Genomic DNA, 21,634 nt, shown 5'->3' with positions numbered 1-21,634 from the left:
CTTTGTTATAATTTTAACGCGAAAATAATAGACAAAAAAACCAGAATTGTACACCTTTCCTAAAAGAATATGGAAATTATCATGAATAATGGACAAATTGAAAAACATTGGTTATAATAAGACGTATATGCGCGGAAGTATAGAAAGAGGAGGAGTTTTGATGTATAAAAAGAGTGTGTTCCGAAGCCTGGCTATGGTAACCCAGTTGGGGCTGAGCGTGCTCACTCCTATCTTTTTGTGTACTTTGGCGGGTTACTATATTGATTCCTGGTTTGGCATTAAGTCCATGGTATTTTGGATTATTATTGGAGCCATGGCAGGCGGCAGATGCGCTTATGTGCTTGCGGTCAAAACTTTAGAGGCGGAGAAGCGGGATGACGAAAGGGAACGTCAGAACCGGCCTCAGAGAGAAGACCGGGTGCAGGTGAGTAAACCAAAGCAGCCAAGCCGTGTCAGAAGGGGAACACAGGTGACGGAAAAGACAGACAGGGAGGAAGAGGATGAGCAGGGAAACTAAGAATCTGATCCTGGAGATGTCGGTTGGAATTGTGATATTTGAGGTGGTACTGGGAATTGGAGCGGCAGTGATTGGTTCCGGATTGGGCGCACCGTTATCCACGGTGATTCTGGGGCTGTTCTGCGGCTTGATTGCTGATATCGCCATGCTGATTCACATGGCCGTCATCACAGAGCGTGTTCTGGATACGGGAGACGAGAGTTATGCCAACAAGACTACGGTTGTGCACTCCATGCTGAGAAAGCTGGTAATCGTAGTTCTGGTTATTGTGCTTTGGCGGGTCCCCCAGGTCAATATAGTGGCATTCATCATCGGGGCTTTGGGCCTCAAAGCTGGAGCCTATCTTCAGCCGTTCATTCATAAAGCCTTTAATAAGCGTTGAGGGCACAATTAAAAGAAAGGAGGACGGTGTATGGGAATGATGATCTCCAATGAAGCAGATTTCATGATTCATGGAGTAGTCCAGTATGAATTGTTTGGACAGGAATTATGGCTGTCTACGACAACTGTAGGGTTGACAATAATTACGATCACATTGTTGGTATTTGCATTAATTGCAAAACGGACGATGAAAAATGCTGCCGACGTTCCGGGTGTGTTTCAGAATATGCTGGAATATGCGGTAGAGATGCTGGAAGGCATGGCAAAAGGAATTCTGGGAACGAATGCGAGACGGTTTGTGAATTATATAGGTACTATTTTCTTGTTCATACTGTTTTGCAACCTGAGCGGCCTGTTCGGGCTGCGCGCGCCGACTGGAGACTTTGGCGTAACATTTCTGTTAGGTATGTTCACATTCCTGATTGTAAACTATCAGGGCATTAAAAACAGGAAAATGCGGCATTTCACCAGTTTGTTTGAACCGATACCGATTTTATTCCCGATTAACCTGATCGGAGAATTTGCGAACCCCATATCGATTTCACTGCGTTTGTTCGCAAACCTTTTGTCGGGTATTATCATTATGGGACTGTGGTACGGTATGATGCCGATTTTTGTTAAGATCGGTATTCCCGCGGCGCTTCATGTATACTGTGATTTATTCTCAGGATGTATTCAGACATACGTATTCTGTATGCTGACTATGGTTTATATCAATGATAAGATGGAATAAGGAACATCTTACAGAGAAAACAACTTTAAAAAATTATTATTCAGGAGGAAATTAATATGAATGGTATCTCAGGACAGGATTTTATCTTTGGATGTTCAGCAATTGGCGCAGGCTTAGCTATGATCGCCGGTATCGGACCTGGTGTTGGACAGGGTATCGCAGCCGGACAGGGCGCTGCAGCAGTAGGACGCAACCCGGGAGCAAAATCTGATATCACATCTACCATGCTTCTTGGCCAGGCCGTTGCCGAGACAACCGGTCTGTATGGTCTTGTCGTTGCTATTATTTTAATGTTCGTAAAGCCTTTCGGCGCATAATCGGACAATAATATAACCAGCAAAAGGAGGCGAGACCTTGGATAGATTAATAGGATTTGATCCGCAGTTGTTGGCCGATGCGGTCATCACAGGAATAAATATCTTTATCCTGTTTTTTGCGTTGTCCTATTTACTGTTTAATCCGGTACGTGACGTGCTGGAAAAACGTAGACAGAAGATTGCCGGCGAGCTGGCAGACGCTGCTACGGATAAGAAAACAGCAGCCGCTATGAAGGCTGAGTATGAGGCGAAGTTAAAAGACATCAATAAAGAAGCAGAGGCAATCCTGGAAGAGGCGCGGAAAAAAGCGAAGAAACGGGAAGCTGAGATCATTGATGAAGCCAAGGGTGAAGCTGTCAGAATCATTGAACGGGCAAACCGTGAGATCGAGATGGAAAGAAAGAAAGCAGTGGACGATCTGAAACAGGAAGTAATTGACCTTGCTTCCCTGATTGCGGGCAAAGTGGTTGCCGCATCAATCGATACTGCTGTTCAGGATGCTTTAGTGGAAGAGACATTAAAGGAGATGGGTGAGACTACATGGCAAAGCTAGTATCAAAAGTATACGGCGATGCATTGTTTGAAGCAGCCATGGAAAAGCAGATGCTGGATAACGTTTATGAGGAAGTATCCGCGCTGCAGGTCATTTTTCAGGAAAATCCGGATCTTGTACGGACTTTGAATCATCCTAAGATTGTCAAGGAAGAGAAGATATCCATCCTGGAGAACATATTTTCCGGTAAAGTATCAAATGAACTCATGGGCTTCTTAACAATCATTGTTGAAAAAGGAAGACAGAATGACATTTCTGCTATTTTCCAGTATTTTATCGGCAGAGTGAAGGAATATAAAAAGATCGGTACGGCTTATATCACCAGTGCCGTGGAGCTGAAGGAAAGCCAGAAAGCTCAGATTAAAGAAAAGCTGTTAGCAACCACCGAATATACGGAATTTGAGATGATCTACGACGTAGATCCGGCCCTGATCGGCGGACTTGTGATCCGCATTGGCGACCGGGTGGTGGACAGCAGCGTTAAAACCCAGCTTTACGAGCTGAAGAGGGATTTATCAAAACTTCAGCTTGCCTAATTAAAACAGAAAGAAGGTGCGAACCTTAATATGAATTTAAGACCAGAAGAAATCAGTTCTGTTATTAAAGAACAAATCGGTAAGTATTCTACGAAGCTGGAAGTGTCAGACGTAGGCACCGTAATCCAGGTTTCTGATGGTATCGCCCGTATTCATGGTCTGGAGAAAGCTATGCAGGGTGAACTTCTGGAGTTTCCTGGAGAAGTTTACGGCATGGTGCTCAACCTGGAGGAAGACAACGTTGGTGTCGTTCTCTTAGGTGATACAGCCAGCATCAGTGAAGGTGATATCGTTAAAACTACCGGCCGTGTAGTTGAGGTTCCTGTAGGCGACGCTCTGACAGGACGAGTTGTAAATGCTTTGGGACAGCCGATTGACGGCAAGGGACCGATCCAGACGGACAAGTTCCGCCGTATCGAACGTGTTGCCCACGGCGTAATTGACAGAAAATCCGTTGACACCCCGCTGCAGACAGGTATCAAGGCCATTGACGCCATGATCCCCATCGGAAGAGGACAGCGTGAGCTCATTATCGGTGACCGCCAGACAGGTAAAACTGCCATTGCCATTGATACCATCATCAATCAGAAAGGCGAAGGCGTTCACTGTATTTATGTGGCAATCGGCCAGAAGGCGTCTACGGTTGCACAGATTGTTAAAACATTGGAAGAATTCGGCGCTATGGACTATACAACCGTTGTTGTTTCCACAGCATCCGATCTGGCTCCCCTTCAGTACATTGCGCCTTATTCAGGATGCGCAATCGGTGAAGAGTGGATGGAGAACGGCGGAGACGTTTTGGTAGTTTACGATGACCTGAGTAAACATGCGGCCGCTTACCGTACCCTGTCCCTGCTTCTGAAGAGACCGCCGGGCCGTGAAGCTTATCCTGGTGATGTTTTCTACTTACATTCCAGACTTCTGGAGCGTGCTTCCAAATTATCAGACGCACTTGGCGGCGGTTCCTTAACAGCCCTGCCGATCATCGAAACCCAGGCAGGCGACGTATCAGCTTATATTCCGACCAACGTAATTTCCATTACGGACGGCCAGATTTACCTGGAAACAGAGATGTTCAACTCCGGTTTCCGTCCTGCTATCAACGCAGGTCTTTCCGTATCCCGAGTTGGAGGCGCTGCACAGATCAAGGCGATTAAGAAAATCGCAGCTCCGATCCGTGTGGAACTGGCGCAGTACCGCGAGCTGGCTTCTTTTGCCCAGTTTGGTTCTGAACTGGACGCCAGCACCACGGAGCAGCTGGCACAGGGCGAACGTATCAAAGAAGTCCTGAAGCAGCCCCAGTATCAGCCAATGCCGGTTGAATACCAGGTAATCATCATCTACGCAGTGACTAAGAAATTCCTGTTAGATATTCCTACCACGGACATTCAGGCATTTGAGAAAGATCTGTTCCGTTTTATCGACACCAAATATCCGGAAATTCCGGAGAAGATCCGCGCGAGCAAACAGCTTGAGGCAGATGTGGAAGAGTTATTAGTTAAAGCGATCAATGAGTGTAAAGCACAGCGCTAGAACCTAGACAAGGCAGGTGACAATCATGGCATCCATGAGAGATATAAAACGTAGACGGGCGAGTATTCAGAGCACGCAGCAGATTACGAAAGCGATGAAACTGGTATCTACGGTTAAACTGCAAAAGTCCAGGACAAAAGCCGAAAGTTCAAAACCATATTTTGAGCTGATGTATCAGACGATCAGTTCAATGCTGGCCAAATCCGGCAACATTGAACATAAATATTTAAAGGCGGGAAATTCACCGAAAAAAGCGGTTATTGCCATCACCTCCAACAGGGGTCTGGCAGGAGGCTATAACAACAACATTGTTAAGCTGATAACCGGAAGCGGCGAGCTTACGGCTGAGAATACCCTTGTTTACGCCATCGGGCGCAAGGGAAAAGACGGTTTGGCACGCAGGGGATATGGAATAAAGGCCGACTATTCAGATGTGATCAATGAACCGATCTACCGCGATGCGGCGGACATCACATTGGAACTTCTGGATGCGTTCGGACAGAACCAGATCGGCGAGATCTATCTGGCATATACTTCATTTAAGAATACGGTAACTCATATTCCCAAGCTGATTAAGCTCCTTCCCATTGAGATGGAAGAAGAGGATGCTGAGAAAGGGCCTCAGGCGCTCATGAATTATGAGCCCAATGAGGATGAGGTGCTGAATTCCATTATTCCAAAGTATATGAGCAGTTTAATCTATGGTGCTCTGCTCGAAGCAGTTGCCAGTGAGAACGGCGCCCGTATGACGGCTATGGACTCGGCAACAAATAACGCAGAAGAGATGATAGAAAATTTAGGATTGCAGTACAACCGCGCCCGTCAGGGTTCCATTACACAGGAATTGACGGAGATCATTGCAGGCGCCAACGCAATCTCATAGTGACAGCGGCATAATTGAGTGCCCAAAAAATTTAAGACAAGGAGAAACAAGATGGCAGAACAAAACATTGGTAAAATCACGCAGATCATCGGTGCGGTTCTTGATATCAAGTTCTCCCAGGGTAAGATTCCGGAAATCAACGAAGCGATTAAAGTTCCGACTGATGACGGGACCACTCTGGTGGTGGAAGTTGCACAGGATCTGGGTGACGATACGGTAAGATGTATCGCCATGGGATCGACCGATGGTTTAAGACGTGATATGGATGCAATCGCAACCGGCGCGCCAATTACTGTACCTGTCGGTGAGAACACTCTTGGACGTATCTTTAACGTTCTGGGTGAGCCGATCGATAATAAACCGGCTCCGGAGGTACAGGAATATCTTCCGATTCATAGAAAAGCTCCGACCTTTGAAGAACAGTCCACCGAAGCAGAGATCCTGGAGACAGGTATCAAAGTCGTTGACCTTCTCTGCCCCTATCAGAAGGGTGGTAAAATCGGTCTGTTCGGCGGCGCGGGAGTTGGAAAAACAGTGCTCATTCAGGAGCTGATCCGAAACATCGCGACCGAGCATGGCGGATACTCCGTATTTACAGGCGTTGGCGAGCGTACACGTGAAGGCAACGACCTTTACTACGAGATGACGGAATCAGGGGTTATCAATAAGACAACCATGGTATTCGGTCAGATGAACGAGCCGCCGGGAGCCCGTATGAGAGTTGGTTTAACAGGACTTACCATGGCAGAATATTTCCGTGATAAGGGCGGTAAGGACGTGCTGTTGTTCATCGATAACATTTTCCGTTTCACCCAGGCCGGATCTGAGGTTTCCGCTCTGCTTGGACGTATGCCTTCAGCCGTTGGTTACCAGCCGACCCTGCAGACCGAGATGGGCGCTCTCCAGGAGCGTATTACATCCACAAAGGACGGTTCCATCACATCCGTACAGGCTGTTTATGTGCCGGCCGATGACTTAACCGACCCGGCTCCTGCGAATACATTCGCCCACTTGGACGCGACAACGGTTCTCAGCCGTTCCATCGTTGAGTTAGGTATCTACCCTGCGGTAGACCCGCTGGAGTCAACTTCACGTATTCTGGACCCGCGTATCGTTGGTGAAGAGCATTATAAAGTAGCCCGCGGAGTGCAGGAAGTGCTGCAGAAATATAAAGAGTTACAGGATATTATCGCCATGTTAGGTATGGACGAACTTTCAGAAGAAGATAAACTGACCGTATCCCGCGCAAGAAAGATCCAGAGATTCTTATCTCAGCCGTTCTTCGTAGCAGGACAGTTTACAGGCCTGGAAGGACGTTACGTTCCTCTCAGCGAGACAGTACAGGGCTTTAAGGAGATTCTGGACGGCAAACACGATGATGTGCCGGAAGCATATTTCCTTAATGCAGGTAATATTGATGACGTTCTTGCCCGTGTGAAATAGGGGGTAAGTATATGGCTGATATGTTTAAATTACAGGTTATTACGCCTGATAAGAAGTTTTATGAAGGCGAAGTCAGCATGGTGGAACTGACCACTACCGAGGGACAGATCGGTGTGTATAAGAATCACATTCCGATGACCGCGATCGTGGCCCCGGGAGTTCTGTCCATTCATGAGGCAGACGGTGTGAAAAGGGCTGCTCTGCATGCCGGATTCATCCAGATCCTGCCGGAACAGATCACCATTATGGCTGAGACTGTGGAATGGCCGGATGAAATTGATATAAACCGTGCAGAAGAAGCGCGTGTCAGGGCAGAACGCCGCATTAAGGAGACCAATGGAGAGGTTGACGTTATGCGTGCGGAACTGGCTTATAAACGTGCGCTTGTCCGCCTGACGGTCGCTAAATGAAGAGAACAGTAGTATAAAACAAATATCCATAGATTTTGCCCGTTTGCCGGGATGACCGGCAGGATGGGCGGAGTTTGTGGGTATTTTTGTTTCAGGTATGGACGCTTTGAAATGGGGCGGGGGATTGCCTGAATCAGGAACGGGGACAACGTTTTTGATGTGCCGGAACCGGCACGGAATAGGAGGAAGAGATGAAGCAGGAGATAATTGATTACATAGACCAGCACAAACAGGAGGCATACGACCTTTTGCTCACCATGGCAAAGATCCCCTCACCGTCCAATCACGAGGAAAAACGGGCGGAGTTCTGCAAAAAATGGCTGGAAGACCATGGTGCGGAGCATGTATTTATGGACGAGGCCCTGAATGTGATATATCCGGTGGGATGTGAAGAAGGGAAACCTCTGGTTGTCTTTATGGCGCATACGGATGTGGTGTTCCCGGATACGGAGGAACTGCCGTTAAAAGTGGAGGATGGAAAGATATTCGCGCCTGGAATCGGGGATGATACGGCCAATTTAGCCGCCCTCATGATGACGGCTGAGTTTGTGGCGAAGAACAAATTAGTCCCGAAAGACGCGGGCATATTATTCGTTGCGAACTCGGGGGAAGAAGGTCTTGGAAATTTAAAAGGTTCCAGAAAGATCTGTGAAACCTATGGAGACAGGATTCTGGAATTCTATTCCTTTGACGGCACCATCAAAAATATCACCGACAAAGCGGTTGGATCAAAGCGCTATAAAGTGGAGGTGCTGACAGAAGGCGGCCATTCTTACGGTGCGTTCGGAAACCGCAACGCCATCGCTTATCTGGCTTCCATGATCTCTGATTTCTACTGCATGAAGGCGCCGGACAAGGGAAAAACCACCTACAATGTAGGTCAAATTTCCGGCGGAACATCAGTCAACACCATTGCCCAGCAGGCTGAAATGCTTTACGAATTCCGTTCCGATGAGGCGGAAGACCTGGCTTTTATGGAACGCCATTTTAACGCGGTGATCGAGGCGTACCGGGCAAAAGGGGTGGCTGTGAATGTAGAACTGCTGGGAGAACGTCCGTGTATGGGAGACGTTGACCGCGAGAAACACGAAAATCTTCTCCAAAAAGCCAGGAATGTGGTTCTGGAACACACGGGAATTGATCCTGAATTCGGCTCTGGCTCCACAGACTGCAATATTCCCCTGTCTTTGGGAATTCCCAGCGTGTGCCTGGGAACCTATATTGGGGGGAAGGCTCATACGAGGGAGGAATGGGTGGCTGTCGACAGCCTTTATTCGGGATATAAGATTGCTTTTGATTTGATTCTCAGTTACTTTAATAATTAAGGTGTGAAAAGTGTTTTTAGGCAAAAAGATTCCGGGCTGGATTTGTATGCTGTGTTAAAACTGTAACAATTTATTGAGTTTCTGCATAGGACTGGCTGTATGAATGGCCTTCCGGTTTGCCAGTAGGGATTGTCTCTATTTGAAAAAATTGCTGGTGCATTCTCGTGACTTCAGTTGTGAGAACAAGTTCACATGTACTTCTTTTGGGGGATATGGTAAAATAGGTCTATATATCCGGATAATATTTTATAATATGGATATTAGAATGAATTTTCCGGAATAAGCGCCGGGATTTTACGGGTGAGCGTATGTGTATAGAAACAATTATAGTGGATAGTGACAGGAAGGCGGCAGAGGAGCTGGAAAATGAATGCAGGCAGATGAGAGAACTGCGTCTGGCTGGTAATTTCGAAGATCCGAAGAAGGCGATGGAATATGCGCTTTATCACAGGGTGGAATTCGCATTGCTGGAAGTGGATTTTGACCAAATGAGCGGGATTGAACTGGCCCGCAGGCTGAGGGAAATTGACCGGGATATGATCATCATTTTTGTCAGCGCCAACAGCCAAATGACATTGGAAGCGCTGCGGATGAAGGCGGATTATTATGTGATCAAGCCTTATACAAAAGAGGATATAAAAGATGCCCTGTATCGGGCAAAGCTGTTGGCCAAGAGGCAGTATAAGAGGATGTTTATCCGCACATTTGGACGATTTGATGTGTTTATTGATGGTAAACTGGTGAAATTCCCCAATGCCAAGAGCAAAGAACTTCTGGCCCTCTGCGTGGAGCATATGGGCGGGGAAGTGAGGATGGAGGAAGCGGTTGACAAGCTGTGGCCGGACCGGAATTATGATGACAAGGTTAAGGCGCTGTACCGGAAAGCAGTGATCGGAGTGCGGAGCGTATTGGAGGAATACGGGATGCCGGAGGCATTTTACAGCGGGAGAGGCGTCTGCTGTCTTGTTACAGAGGAAGTGACCTGCGATTTTTATATCTATTTACGGGATCAGGATAATAAAAAGTTTATTTACATGAATAAATATATGTTTGAATACAGTTGGGCGGAGGAAACCAATGCCTGGCTGCAGAAAAGGAGCAAACTGACGGGACAGTCTGATCCGTCATAGGGTATAGTGAAAGGCGTTCACCATGGAGAGATGGCGGCGCCTTTCATTTTACCCTATGACGGATTTCTATTTGTCAGAAAATACGTATTTTTACGATGGAATTATATGAAAAGACGTATAAATACGATGAAATTTAGCGAAAAAGTTGCGGAACGGTCGCACTTGAAACGATACACTAAAGCTATGTTAATTACATATTTGGCAAAGCTGATGAAAGTCAGTGACGCAAAGCTAAAGGGTCTAAATCAGAGATGATATGGCAGCCAGTTGCTCGTTTATGAATGCTTCCAAGGAAGGGTTCGTATTCGGTTCGTAAATGAAACGCAGTGCATTTATATGCATCAAATGCGTTTGTTTGCCGACGCTGCAGGCAGTTCTGATTTGATCAGAACTGCTTTTTTGCGTGCCATAGAAAGGAGAATGAGGTATGAAAGAGAAGGGCGCCCTGTTTCAGAAGATTATCACAGCTTTCAGCATACTGCTGTGTGTGATATTTATTCCTCTGCTATTTGTCAATGTGACGCTGATTGCCAAGTCTTACATTCATCCGGATCAGGTGCCGGACTTCATGGGGTATAAACCATTTATTGTGCTGTCCGGTTCCATGGAACCCGGAATTATGACAGGCGATATGGTGTTTGTTAAAAATACGGACACCGGGAACCTGCAGAAAGGAGATGTGATAGCCTATAAAAGCGGAGAAGCGGTCATCACCCACCGCATCATTGACGTGACATCGGAAAATGGGGAGATCCGCTACATCACCCAGGGCGACGCCAATGACAGCCCGGACCAGACTTCGGTAAAGCCATCTGAAGTAGAAGGAATTTACCAGGGCAGAATCGCCGGGGCAGGCAAGGCGGCAATGTTCATGCAGACCACTTCGGGGATGATCATCTTTGTGGTATGTCCGCTGATATTGTTCATCCTTTGGGATATCGTCCGCAGGAAGATGCTGGACCGCAAAGAAGTGTCCAGGACCAGGGAACTGGAACAGGAGTTGGAGCGACTTAGGGCTGAGAAGAGTTGAGAGATGAAAGTTGAAAAGTAGCGAGAGTAAGAGCTGAGAAATGGTTTGACAGTTAGTTAAAGAGGTTTGTGAAGATGTAAGTTTTAAGAGTTTCAATTAAATAAATATAATAAAAGAAAGAAGGATATGGATTATGAAGAAGAGTATTTTTGGGAAAGTTGGAGCGGCTGCAGTAGTGTTGACGTTGGTGACGACTAGTTTGGTTGGGGGGACGTTTGCGAAGTATACCAGCACGGTAAGTGGAACAGCAGAAGTATCGGTTGCAAAGTGGGCGATTGTTATGAAAGAAAATAGTGAAGCATTGGCTGATAATTTCCAACTTAAGTTAAAGAATGAAAACACAAATGTAGAAATGGCCGCTGATAAAATTGCACCAGAGACCTATGGTGAAATTAAACTTGCGGTCAATGGCGATGGATCAGAAGTTGGGTATACATATACAGTTAAACTTGATAATAAAAATTTAGGAGGCGCTCCAATAAAATTTTATAAAACAAAGGTAGCGGGAGCTAATGGTGCAGCCCCTACTTTTAGTGATGAAGTTACGTTTACTGGAACTGAGGCAACAATGACACCTGTACATGTAGAACTCTCTAAAGTAAAGGAAGAACAAACAACATCTATTTACTGGAAATGGGAAGCTACAGATGATACAACAGAAGGTATAACACCTAAAACAGGTACAATTGGTGTTTCCATTACGGCAGAACAGTATATTGGAACACCTACACCGTAATTATAAATATTTCCAAGGGATCTCCTGAACCGCATTCCATGCGGTTCAGCCCCCGGCAGAGCACAGCCACAGCCCATCATCACCCTGGCTGTTCCCTGCCGGAGGCTGAACAAAACCACATCGCAACAGCGCAGCCAATCCAAACCAACAGGGGGGGGCAGAATCACATGTCGGAGGACAAAAAAAGGCCAAACGGCGCCAAGCAAAGTGAAGGCCGCCGAAATAATAAATTGTGGGTATATCTGCCGATTCTTCTGGTATTCGTCTCCATCACATCATTTATTGCAGGAACCCGGATCGGCCGGGACAGCGGAAACCGGCGGGGAATGATGCTGGATACCATCGTGCTGTCGCCGGATGGGGAAACGGCGGAGGAAAAGGTTGATGAAACCCATATTAAATTCAGCGGTAGGATTTTACTTGCGGATGGCACACCATGCGCCAACCAACTGCTGGAACTGCACAGTGACCCCATGCGAACTAAAACAGATTCGGATGGATTTTTTCATTTTCAGGGTATCGAGGTGGGAGACCACAAGCTGATGATGCTGGATGAATCGGAACAGGTTCTCAGCCAGATTTCCATCAGCGTGAACCGGGATAATACGGTTTCTTACGGACAGGTAAATGATGCGTCCGGTTCCGTCCATTTGGCTGTTTCAGAACAAGCTGTGGAACTTCATATTCAAATTCAATTAAATGATCAAAATAACATGGAAGTCCAGCCGGCGGTATATACCAGAAAACCGGGCGAATCCTTCCGTGATATGTCAGGCGAAGAGACCGATATCATTTCTCCGGAAAGAACCGGGAATGAGCCTCCAGCGCCGGAATCAGGTGAAAATCTGGTCAGCCAGGAAAATGTACCCGGCAAAACGCCGCAGGAAAAATCCCAGCCCCAGGAATCCAGCTCCCGGGAAACGCCGCCAAATGAATCTCCGATGAATCAGCCGCTGCCGCCGGAATCTCCGCCTGTTCCCAATAATTTGAAACCGTCTGAATCAGCGCCTACGGAGCCGTCGGTATCATTGCCATCGGAAAGCCTGACAGCGGAATCTACAGAGAACAAAAAAAGTACGGAGGGCAGCCGTGAAAATAATTCCGGTGATTCCTCCGACACGCACCGGCCTCAGCCGGATCAAAACAAGCCAACGGAACCGGAAACAACTGCACCGACCGAACCGGAAACGCCCACCGAGCCGGAACCTACCGCTCCCGATCCGACCAATCCTCAGCCCACGGAACCAGAACCAACGGAACCTACCGAGCCGGAACCAACCGAACCGGAGCCGACAAATCCGGAGGCCCCTTTAGATGTGAGTGTACAGGAAAAAGGCGGTCCGGTATGGGCTCAGAATACGACCATCAGCCTGTTTGCGGACAGAACCGGCTCAGGCGAGGACAAAAAACTGATGCCTGGATCGAAAGGAAGCTACGAATTTCTGGTAAGCAATAAAAATACCTACGGCATCATTTATAAGATGAAGATAGCGGCTCCTCAGGAACAGCTTCTGCTTCCGCTGCTTTACCGCCTGAAATCCGGCGGGAAATATTTGTGCGGAGACAGCAAGACATGGCTGTCGGCAGAGCAGCTTGCCGCGGCTTCCGTAAAACTGGATTCAGGAATGCAAAAAGAATACCTTTTAGAATGGTATTGGCCCTTTGAAGGCGGCGACGACGCCTATGATACGTTAATTGGAACGGCGGACAATCTGGAATACCGCCTGATCGTAAATATTGTCATCGAACAGGTGATATCGTAAGGAGATATTTTAAAATGAAACGAGTTGGAAGTATTCTGCGGGGAATTGTGCTTTGTTTTCTCGTGGCTGTAATAACTATGAACGGAATATTGCTGATCAAACGATTGGTTTATAAAGAAGAACTTCCATCCCTGTTTGGCCATTCCATTGTCACCGTTTTATCCGGCAGTATGGAACCTGCATTTTCGCCGGGGGATATGCTGGTGATTCGAAAGCAGCAGGAATATGGCGTGGGAGAGGTGGTGACCTATGCGGAACAGGGATCATTTATTACTCACCGCATCATTGAGGCAGAGGGCGATTCTTATCTGACCCAAGGGGATGCGAATAATGGGCCGGACAGCAGCAGAATCCATAAAGAAGATGTATATGGGGCTGTTTGGCTGGTAATACCAGCGGCAGGAAATGTGGTGCTGTTTTTGAAATCGCCATTTGGACTGTTTGTTATGATTGCGTTATTTTTAGTTTTGACCGAAATGTCTTTCTGGTGGGAAAAGAGGAAGGCGAAAGAATAAAGACACAGGGAAAGAGGGTATGGCATGTTGAGCTTATTTAAGAAAAAATGCAAAAAAACAAGCCATCAGCCGCAGAAGATGCGGCTGCCTCTTACCCTGTGGCTTTTTTATCTTGGAATATTGAGTATGAGCCTGACGGGCGTAACATTTTCCAAATACTCTACGATTATACATGGAACGATCAGCGTGCAGGTGGCCCAGGCATTTACGGTTACTTTCTATGATGATGACGGGACGCCGGTATTGGCCTCCCCTCTAGTGGTATATGAAGGTCAGAGTATAGCTATAGAAAATGTTCCTGTTATGGGCGGCAGTAGTTTAGGCGGAAGTGGTGATATTATCCAAGATGCGGATCGTGACTTTTTGGGTTGGAAATTATGGGATCAGGCAACTGGTGCAGAGTTATCGGATGTTTATACCATAGATAAGGTGGCTCTTATTCCTGTGGAATATGATATGGATTTTATTGCAGTATATGAGGACACAATAGCAGAAGCAACCCCTTCCAATGCTTTAGAAAAAATACCAACGGCTGAATCCAAAGCCGCCGGAAGCCAGAATGGGACAACAGGCCAGATAACGAACCCGGTTCAAACGACAGAAGGAGCCCAGAATACAGGGAATACCCAGTCCGGAGCAACGGATCAGACACCGGCTGAAAGCCAGCCGGATACTGGAAATCAGCCAGTTGCGCCGGATCAGGCAGGAACGGATAGTTCCGGCCAATCCGGGAATACGGACCAGAACGGATCAGGCGGCCAGATAACAGGAACCGATCAGACGGCAGGAACCGACCAGACGACAGGGACAGATCAGGCAACGGGAACAGATCAAACATCAGGATCGGATCAAACGTCGGGAACAGATCAAACAGCAGGAGCAGATCAGACCACTGGAACCGATCAAACAGCAGGAACCGATCAGACTATCGGAACCGATCAAACAGCAGGAGCCGATCAGACAACGGGAACGGACCAGACGACAGGTGCAGATCAGACGACAGGAACGAACCAATCGTCAGGAACGGACCAATCGTCAGGAACCGACCAATCGTCAGGAACCGATCAATCGTCAGGAACCAACCAGTCGTCAGGAACCGATCAGTCGTCAGGCGCGGATCAGTCAACTGGCTCAGACCAGTCGGCCGGGGGAGATCAGACATCAGGAACGGACCAGACAACTGGTACTGACCAGACATCAGGAAGCGATCAGACAACGGGAACAGATCAGTCGTCAGGTACCGATCAGACAACAAATTCGGAACAAACGTCAGAAAGCGACCAGACTTCAGGTTCCAACCAGTCGGGTTCAGCAGATCAATCCGGCGGAACCGATCAAGGAAGTACTTCCGGCCAGAGCGAAGGAACCATTTAGGAAATTACCACAGATCAATACGGATTGACCGGTCTGGCAGATACGGCAGGTCAGATATATCAACCGATCAAATTTTAATAGGTTCTTTCTCATAGAAGGGTATATGTAATGATCAAGCTATAAAAAGACATCCGGAAAACCTTAAAATATAAGATTTTTCCGGATGTCTTTTTATAGGTATGATGTATTGATACTCTACTATAAGAAAGAGCTTTTTAATAATACATATCATTCAATCTCAGCCCTTATTTGGCTGTCTCATTATATTTCCGTCCGCAATCATAACCTTGTCGTAAGTATAAACATATTAGAACTTCACTTTCATAAATACCAATTATTACCAACCACATAATTCTACATTTATCTTCCCATCATGATATACTCATCATATTATCCGCGCCCATTTGCACCTCAACATGTAAGCAGTTCTGAAAGAACTTTCAGAAACGCTCATTTTTAAGTGAATATAATATTGAAATTCTATAAAAATCAAAACTGCTATTATACATAGTGCATAAATAAAATTTAAAAATAAGCTATATATTGACAATAGTGCACAAAAGAAATAAGATTAAATTAATAAAAGCGCTTTTATAATGGACATGTGACAGTTTCAGATGGCATCGAAAACAGATAAAAATCCACCATTTACATGTAAATAAGATGTCTTTTGACAGAAAAGGGGAGTTGAATATGACAATCTACGATATTGCAGAACAGGCGCAGGTTTCCATTTCAACGGTCTCACGTGTCCTGAATAACAAAGGAAACGTAAAAGAAGAGACGCAGAAACGCGTGGAGGAGGCTATAAGGAAGAATGATTTTGCGCCCAATTCGCTGGCCAGAGGATTGGTTGTGAAGAGAACAAAGACAGTGGGAGTGATGGCCATCGATCTGCGGGATGTTCATTACGCGAACACAGCTTATACCATTGAACGTGAGCTGAGCCGGTGCGGTTACAGTGCGCTCATATGCAATACCGGTGCGGAGCCGGAAGAAAAGATACGGTACCTGAAACTTCTTGCGGAAAAAGGGGTGGATGGGCTGATTCTGATCGGATCTGTATTTAACGATAAAGCAGTGGAACCGATTTTGTTTAATCTGCTGAAAAACATTCCGGTTGTTATAGCTAATGGTATTTTTAATTTTCAAAATGTACATTCTGTGGTGGTGGATGTGGCGTATGGAACAGAGTTGTGCGTGGATTATCTGTTTGAAAGGGGCCACCGCCATATTGCCTTTGTGGAAGACAGCTTGAACCGGTTTTCCTCCAATGGAAAGCTTAACGGTTACAGAAGAGGACTGGAAAAACACGATGTTTTATTCCGGGAAAATCTTGTGGTCAGCTGCGAACCCACGGTTGAAGCCGGATTTGATGTGGTGGATAAAATTTTGAAAACTGGAGAGAAGGTAACAGCGGTTGTGACTTGTATTGACCAGGTGGCGTATGGAATCACCCATAAACTTTTGGAAAAAGGATACCGCATTCCTCAGGATATGGCGGTCACCGGGTTTAATAATTCGTTTTTTTCCAAGTATACGTCGCCTACAATCACCACGGTGGACAATCATTTTGAAATGATGGGAATTATGACAACACAGCTTCTGATCGGGCTGCTGGAAGGGCGCGATGTGAACACGGATTTGTATATCAAACCCAATCTTGTAGTAAGGGAAAGCACCTGATCTGGTAAGTTCCATATGAATACGGGACTGACGGTTGCATGGCGGAATAAGCCGGAATATGACAAAAAAATATGAGCCAGAATATGAGGCACAATATGAGACAGAATACGAGGCACAATAGCTGTTCTGCCGGTAGGGTAAAATAGAAAGGGTGACTTTAATGCGCAATAAAATATTCATCACCAGAGACTTCATAAGCGGAGTATTTATGCTGTTTTTTTCATTGGTTTTGTTCTTGCAGACAATCGGAGGAGATGAAAGCGTCATGCTTTTTGCCCGGTTGGTTTCCCTGATTTCGTTTCTGTGCGGGGCATTTACCTGTGTCACGGCTTTAAGAGGCGCGGAAGGAATCAAGGTTTTCAACCTGGCGCTTCTGTTTGATGCCGGTTTTGCAGCGCTGTTATTTCTGATTTGTATGCTGGGCGTCCGGCTGGGGTTTTATACCAGTATGTTCGCCGTAGGCGTTGTGACAAATGGGGCCTTGCTGCGGACAGGAAAGAAATGCCTGATCCGGGTCTTTAGCGCGTCATTTTTGATTACAGCAGGTATGTATCTGATATTTCATATAATTCTGGGTGTAATAACACCGGCCGGTTTACTTATTTAGGAGGTAAATAAATGGATCAATACAGGGTTAAAAAAATTATTTTCAGTTTCATGATACTGATAACCATATCCATAGGGATGACTGCCTGTCAAAAAAGCGGGGCTTCCAAAAGTGAAAGCGGAGGACAACAGAAAGGCGCTTCCACGGACTATCCGTCAAAATCCGTACAAGTGATCATTAATAAAAAGCCCGGAGGCGGCAGTGACGTAGTAGGACGGATGGTTGCGGCGGCTTTGGAGAAAAAACTGGGCCAGCCATTTGTTGTTCTTAATAAAGAAGGCGGGGACGGCATAATCGGAACCAACGAAGCGGCGAAGGCGGAGCCGGACGGGTATACGCTGAATATAACGGCCGGACCGGAAATTGCCTATTCCATCGTAAACGGTGAAAATGTGGAGTTTGATGAGAACAGTTTTGACTATGTTGCAGGGGTGAATGTGCGAGGCAATATTCTGGCTATGAAAAAAGACAGTCAATTCAAGTCCCTGGACGAACTGATCGCCTATGCAAAAGAAAACCCGGGAAAGATAACAATCGGCTTCCCCGGTGGAGGCGGAAAAGCTGTGGCAGTTGAATTCATGGAATCCCTTGGGGTGGAATTTACAATCATCAATGCGGGAAATGGCAATGACCTTTACAGCAAGCTTTTGGGAAATCATATTGACTGCGGCCTGATCGGCTCCCAGTTCTATCAGAAGTTTATGGATGAAGGATGCGGCGTATTTGTACAGACCGTAGAGGACCCGTCAGAAGGGATTGAAGGTCTGCCTACCATGAAGGAGAAGGGATATGATATGGTCTATGATGTCCGTGTACTTTTGGCAGTGCCTAAAGGGACGCCTCAGGAAATCATAGGGATTCTGGATGATGCTTTGAAAGAGAGTTTTGAAGAAAGCCTGAAAGATGAGTTGATAAAAAGCGGAGAAAACGCTAAGTACATCGATGGCCAGGAACTGACTGATTATATGAAAGCTTACTATGAAAAGGCAATTCCTACCATGAAACGGATTAAGGAACAGTACAAATAAGTGAGGGGGAAAACAGGTGGAAACCATGACAATAGTTCTGCGCAATGTACTTCAGATACAGACCATAGCAATTGTCGCGGGCGGCTGTTTTGCGGGAATAATTCTGGGAGCAATTCCGGGATTGAACGGCAGCATCGGCGTTTCCCTGATGCTTCCGTTCACCTTTGGAATAAGCCCGGTTCATGGGCTGCTTCTGCTCGGAGGCATTTATATGGGGGCTACCTATGGAGGTTCGATTTCCGCGATACTGATCAATGTTCCCGGCACCCCGGAATCCTACTGCACAGGGCTTGAGGGCTACCCTATGGCAAAGAACGGCAGGGGAAAAGAGGCCCTTTATATGGCGGCCATTTCTTCTGTCATAGGCGGTACAGTGGGGGTTATTGCACTGATCTATTTTACTCCTCCTCTGGCTGCGGCGGCACTGACTTTTGGTCCGCCGGAAATGTTTTTGGTAGGAATTGTTGGACTGACCGTGGTTGGCAGTCTGGCGGGAAAAGATATGACTAAGGGGATATTCGCGGCGGCTTTCGGCATTTTCCTCGGTATGATGGGCTATGATAATGTGACAGGCGCAAAAAGGCTGGATTTTGGAATCCCCAATATGATTATGGGCATTGATCTGATATCCGTTGTTCTGGGATTTTTCTCCTTATCAGAGATGTTTCTTCAGATTGAAAATATGATTTTTAACGAACGGGGCAAAGAAAGGCATATTAAGAGGGAAACGGCAGAACTGGGGAATATCAGCCCTATGGAAGCCTTGAAAAATGTTTTGGGCAAGCCATTTTTACTCATCAAATCCTGTCTCCTGGGAACCGTTATCGGCATTCTGCCAGGCACCGGCGGGGCGATTGCCTCATTTGTTGCGTATGGGGAAGCGAAAAGAACCGCAAAAGGGCCTGAATTCGGTAAAGGTAATCCGGACGGAATTATAGCCGCAGAATCAGCCAACAATGCTGCTGTTGGGGGATCGCTGGTTCCCCTTTTGGCATTGGGAATACCAGGGTCTTCCACATCGGCGGTGATGTACGGTGCAATGATGATTCATGGGCTTTCGGCAGGCCCCCGTTTGTTTACGGAAAACAGGGAAATTGCCTACAGTTTTGTCTATGGAATGCTGCTGACGGTAGTGGTGATGGGGCTGGTTGGCATTCTGTGTGTGCCGCTCTTTTCTAAGGTATTAAAAGTGGATATGAAGGTTCTCATTCCTATTGTGATCCTGTGTTCTCTCATCGGAGCGTACAGCGTTAGAAACAGCATGTTTGATGTGCTGGCTGCCGTGGTTTTCGGTTTCCTGGGAGTATGGTTTCATAAATTGGGAATACCTGCGTCACCGGTGGTGCTGGGACTGATCCTGTGCCCCCTTATTGAATCCAACTTCAGAATGTCTCTTACCATTGCCGGAGCGGAGGGGGTATCTGTGGCAGGTTATATGGCGGCGCGTCCGCTGTCCTGGGTCATTCTGGCTATCGGAATTCTCCTTATTCTGGCTAATTTGAAGACCATGTCGCTGGAAATGAAGGGGAAAAACAATAAATAGGTGCAGAAGCGGTGGAGGGATAACCGGGAGTTAAAACAGTTCCGGTCTCATTTTCCAGGATTTAAACGCTTCAGATTGGAGGAATGTATGCAAAAGGCCGAAAAGCCTAATATTATATATCTGTTGTCGGACCAGCATAATTATTCGGTAGCTGGTTTTATGGGGGATCCTTATGTGAAAACCCCTAATCTGGACCGTTTGGCCCAAAAGGGGGTAATATTACAGAATGGTTACTGCAATTCTCCGCTCTGTGTGCCCAGCAGAAGTTCTATGCTGACTGGCCGTCTTCCGACCCATACAGGAATCTTTAACAACATGCAGATGCTGCCTTCCGACCAGGTCACTGTGGCCCACGGGATGACAAATGCAGGTTATGAGACGGTTTTGGCTGGAAGGATGCATTTTTTGGGATATGATCAGAAACATGGGTTTGAGAAACGTCTGGTGGGGGACATTACCACCAGTTATCCGGGGGTGGATAATGAACAGCGCATGTACGGCCCTCTGAAGGGGGCTTCCTATCAGGCGAGAGTGGCCATTGAACAAGCGGGGAAAGGGTGTTCCTCGGTCCTGAAATTCGATGCCGGAGTGACGGACGCGGCTTGTGAATTTCTGGCAGGCAGGAAGGATAAAAGGCCGCTTTTCATGGTTGTCGGTTTTTACGCCCCCCATTGCCCATATGTGGCATATGAGAACTGGTATGACTATTATTATGAGATTCTTCCTGTGGCGGACCCGTCCTCATTCCATATCCGGGAACTCCATCCGGCGCTTCAGAAATGGATTGAACTCCGGAATGTAGGCGATGTGACTGTAGAGGAGCTCAGAAAGGTCAGGGCGGCGTATTATGCCATGGTTTCGATTATGGACGAAAACGTCGGCAGAATACTGGATGCCATAGACAGTACCATAGGAACCGGCAATACGGTAATCATCTACGGATCGGATCATGGAGACTGCCTGGGGGATCACGGGATTTACTGGAAAACCAATTTCTACGAAGGTTCTGCCAGGATTCCCATGATATTCTCTTATCCGGGGCATTTTCAGGAAAACCGCAGGTTAAAAACCCCTGTGGGGCTGGTGGATTTAGCGCCAACTCTGCTGGAACTGGGAGGAGCCAAACCATTGCCGGAGATGGACGGAATGAGCCTTTTAAACAGTCTGAAAACAGGAGAGGAACCGATGGCGCGTCCCATACTCTCGTTTTTGGAGGACAATAAGGGGGATAATCCATCGGCCATGCTGCGGATGGGGGCTTATAAACTGATCATGCATTATGGTTACGATTCCCTACAGCTTTACGATATGGAAAAAGACCCGGAAGAACTGCATGATCTTGGAAATGATCCCCGCTATGCGGGAACCGTCCATGCCCTTCAAAGGGAACTGTTGAGATGGTGGAATCCGGAAAAGGCCAGAAAACACTGGGAATTTGCCGCCCTGGAATACGAAATTCTGAAAGAATGGGTGGGAATCACAGGCTGGGAGCCGGTGATGGAGTGGCCTGCTAAAGAAGGAGATAATTATATATTATAGTATTTTTGTAAATTGGAGATATAAAAAAGCAGAGGCCGTGCGGTTCTCTGCT

22 protein-coding genes and 1 riboswitch are annotated in these 21,634 nt (G+C 46.8%); all 22 genes read left to right on the top strand.

Annotated elements, in window-relative coordinates:
• The first annotated feature begins 160 nt into the window (after positions 1-160).
• Positions 161-517, top strand: coding sequence for an AtpZ/AtpI family protein (locus GPL15_RS26915; protein ID WP_252198652.1), 357 nt, complete (start codon positions 161-163; stop codon positions 515-517).
• Positions 501-899, top strand: a complete 399-nt coding sequence (locus tag GPL15_RS26910; protein ID WP_215701755.1) for an ATP synthase subunit I — start codon at positions 501-503, stop codon at positions 897-899. Before GPL15_RS26915 ends, GPL15_RS26910 begins: the two co-directional genes overlap by 17 nt.
• A 30-nt stretch (positions 900-929) precedes the next feature.
• Positions 930-1,631 (top strand): F0F1 ATP synthase subunit A, encoded by a 702-nt coding sequence (gene atpB, locus GPL15_RS26905; protein WP_215701754.1) that lies wholly within the window; start codon positions 930-932, stop codon positions 1,629-1,631.
• Between the two features lie 56 nt (positions 1,632-1,687).
• A complete protein-coding gene (atpE, locus tag GPL15_RS26900; protein WP_103229366.1) occupies positions 1,688-1,948 on the top strand; it encodes an ATP synthase F0 subunit C in 261 nt (86 codons plus the stop codon).
• Between the two features lie 37 nt (positions 1,949-1,985).
• Positions 1,986-2,501 carry a F0F1 ATP synthase subunit B gene (gene atpF, locus GPL15_RS26895; protein ID WP_215701753.1) on the top strand — a complete coding sequence of 172 codons (516 nt, stop codon included), beginning with the start codon at positions 1,986-1,988 and terminating at the stop codon, positions 2,499-2,501.
• Positions 2,489-3,037, top strand: a complete 549-nt coding sequence (gene atpH, locus GPL15_RS26890) for an ATP synthase F1 subunit delta (RefSeq protein ID WP_215701752.1) — start codon at positions 2,489-2,491, stop codon at positions 3,035-3,037. The genes atpF and atpH overlap by 13 nt, the downstream gene beginning before the upstream one ends.
• Positions 3,038-3,067: 30 nt before the next feature.
• The gene (gene atpA / locus GPL15_RS26885) at positions 3,068-4,570 is read left to right on the top strand and encodes a F0F1 ATP synthase subunit alpha (RefSeq protein WP_215701751.1); all 1,503 of its coding nucleotides are present in this window, start codon (positions 3,068-3,070) and stop codon (positions 4,568-4,570) included.
• Between the two features lie 25 nt (positions 4,571-4,595).
• The gene (gene atpG, locus GPL15_RS26880) at positions 4,596-5,453 is read left to right on the top strand and encodes an ATP synthase F1 subunit gamma (RefSeq protein WP_215701750.1); all 858 of its coding nucleotides are present in this window, start codon (positions 4,596-4,598) and stop codon (positions 5,451-5,453) included.
• Between the two features lie 51 nt (positions 5,454-5,504).
• Positions 5,505-6,896, top strand: coding sequence for a F0F1 ATP synthase subunit beta (gene atpD, locus GPL15_RS26875; RefSeq protein WP_215701749.1), 1,392 nt, complete (start codon positions 5,505-5,507; stop codon positions 6,894-6,896).
• Positions 6,897-6,907: 11 nt separating this feature from the next.
• Positions 6,908-7,306 (top strand): ATP synthase F1 subunit epsilon, encoded by a 399-nt coding sequence (atpC, locus tag GPL15_RS26870; protein ID WP_215701748.1) that lies wholly within the window; start codon positions 6,908-6,910, stop codon positions 7,304-7,306.
• A 191-nt stretch (positions 7,307-7,497) separates the two neighbouring features.
• Positions 7,498-8,631: a M20/M25/M40 family metallo-hydrolase gene (locus tag GPL15_RS26865; RefSeq protein WP_215701747.1), complete on the top strand. Its 1,134-nt coding sequence runs from the start codon at positions 7,498-7,500 to the stop codon at positions 8,629-8,631.
• A 308-nt stretch (positions 8,632-8,939) separates the two neighbouring features.
• Positions 8,940-9,761 (top strand): response regulator, encoded by an 822-nt coding sequence (locus GPL15_RS26860; RefSeq protein WP_252198651.1) that lies wholly within the window; start codon positions 8,940-8,942, stop codon positions 9,759-9,761.
• Between the two features lie 190 nt (positions 9,762-9,951).
• Positions 9,952-10,036: riboswitch (cyclic di-GMP riboswitch) on the top strand.
• A 152-nt stretch (positions 10,037-10,188) separates the two neighbouring features.
• Complete coding sequence (locus GPL15_RS26855; RefSeq protein ID WP_215701746.1) at positions 10,189-10,791, top strand: signal peptidase I; 603 nt, start codon at positions 10,189-10,191, stop codon at positions 10,789-10,791.
• Between the two features lie 133 nt (positions 10,792-10,924).
• Positions 10,925-11,527: a hypothetical protein gene (locus GPL15_RS26850; protein ID WP_215701745.1), complete on the top strand. Its 603-nt coding sequence runs from the start codon at positions 10,925-10,927 to the stop codon at positions 11,525-11,527.
• A gap of 167 nt (positions 11,528-11,694) precedes the next feature.
• The gene (locus GPL15_RS26845; RefSeq protein ID WP_215701744.1) at positions 11,695-13,290 is read left to right on the top strand and encodes a hypothetical protein; all 1,596 of its coding nucleotides are present in this window, start codon (positions 11,695-11,697) and stop codon (positions 13,288-13,290) included.
• Positions 13,291-13,304: 14 nt separating this feature from the next.
• Entirely contained in the window at positions 13,305-13,805 is a 501-nt protein-coding gene (locus tag GPL15_RS26840) for a signal peptidase I (RefSeq protein ID WP_215701743.1), read from the top strand.
• Between the two features lie 24 nt (positions 13,806-13,829).
• Positions 13,830-15,179, top strand: coding sequence for a hypothetical protein (locus GPL15_RS26835; protein WP_215701742.1), 1,350 nt, complete (start codon positions 13,830-13,832; stop codon positions 15,177-15,179).
• Between the two features lie 693 nt (positions 15,180-15,872).
• Positions 15,873-16,865, top strand: coding sequence for a LacI family DNA-binding transcriptional regulator (locus tag GPL15_RS26830; RefSeq protein WP_215701741.1), 993 nt, complete (start codon positions 15,873-15,875; stop codon positions 16,863-16,865).
• A 160-nt stretch (positions 16,866-17,025) separates the two neighbouring features.
• Positions 17,026-17,472, top strand: coding sequence for a hypothetical protein (locus tag GPL15_RS26825; protein ID WP_215701740.1), 447 nt, complete (start codon positions 17,026-17,028; stop codon positions 17,470-17,472).
• 11 nt (positions 17,473-17,483) lie between these two features.
• Positions 17,484-18,500 carry a tripartite tricarboxylate transporter substrate binding protein gene (locus tag GPL15_RS26820; RefSeq protein ID WP_215701739.1) on the top strand — a complete coding sequence of 339 codons (1,017 nt, stop codon included), beginning with the start codon at positions 17,484-17,486 and terminating at the stop codon, positions 18,498-18,500.
• 25 nt (positions 18,501-18,525) lie between these two features.
• Positions 18,526-20,043: a tripartite tricarboxylate transporter permease gene (locus tag GPL15_RS26815; protein WP_215701738.1), complete on the top strand. Its 1,518-nt coding sequence runs from the start codon at positions 18,526-18,528 to the stop codon at positions 20,041-20,043.
• Between the two features lie 87 nt (positions 20,044-20,130).
• A complete protein-coding gene (locus GPL15_RS26810; protein WP_215701737.1) occupies positions 20,131-21,582 on the top strand; it encodes a sulfatase-like hydrolase/transferase in 1,452 nt (483 codons plus the stop codon).
• Positions 21,583-21,634 lie beyond the last annotated feature (52 nt).

Source organism: Clostridium sp. MCC353 (genome assembly GCF_018785315.1).
Lineage (GTDB): Bacteria > Bacillota > Clostridia > Lachnospirales > Lachnospiraceae > CHH4-2.
The sequence above is the reverse complement of the archived record's forward strand: the minus strand, read 5'-3'. Positions and strand labels throughout refer to the sequence as shown.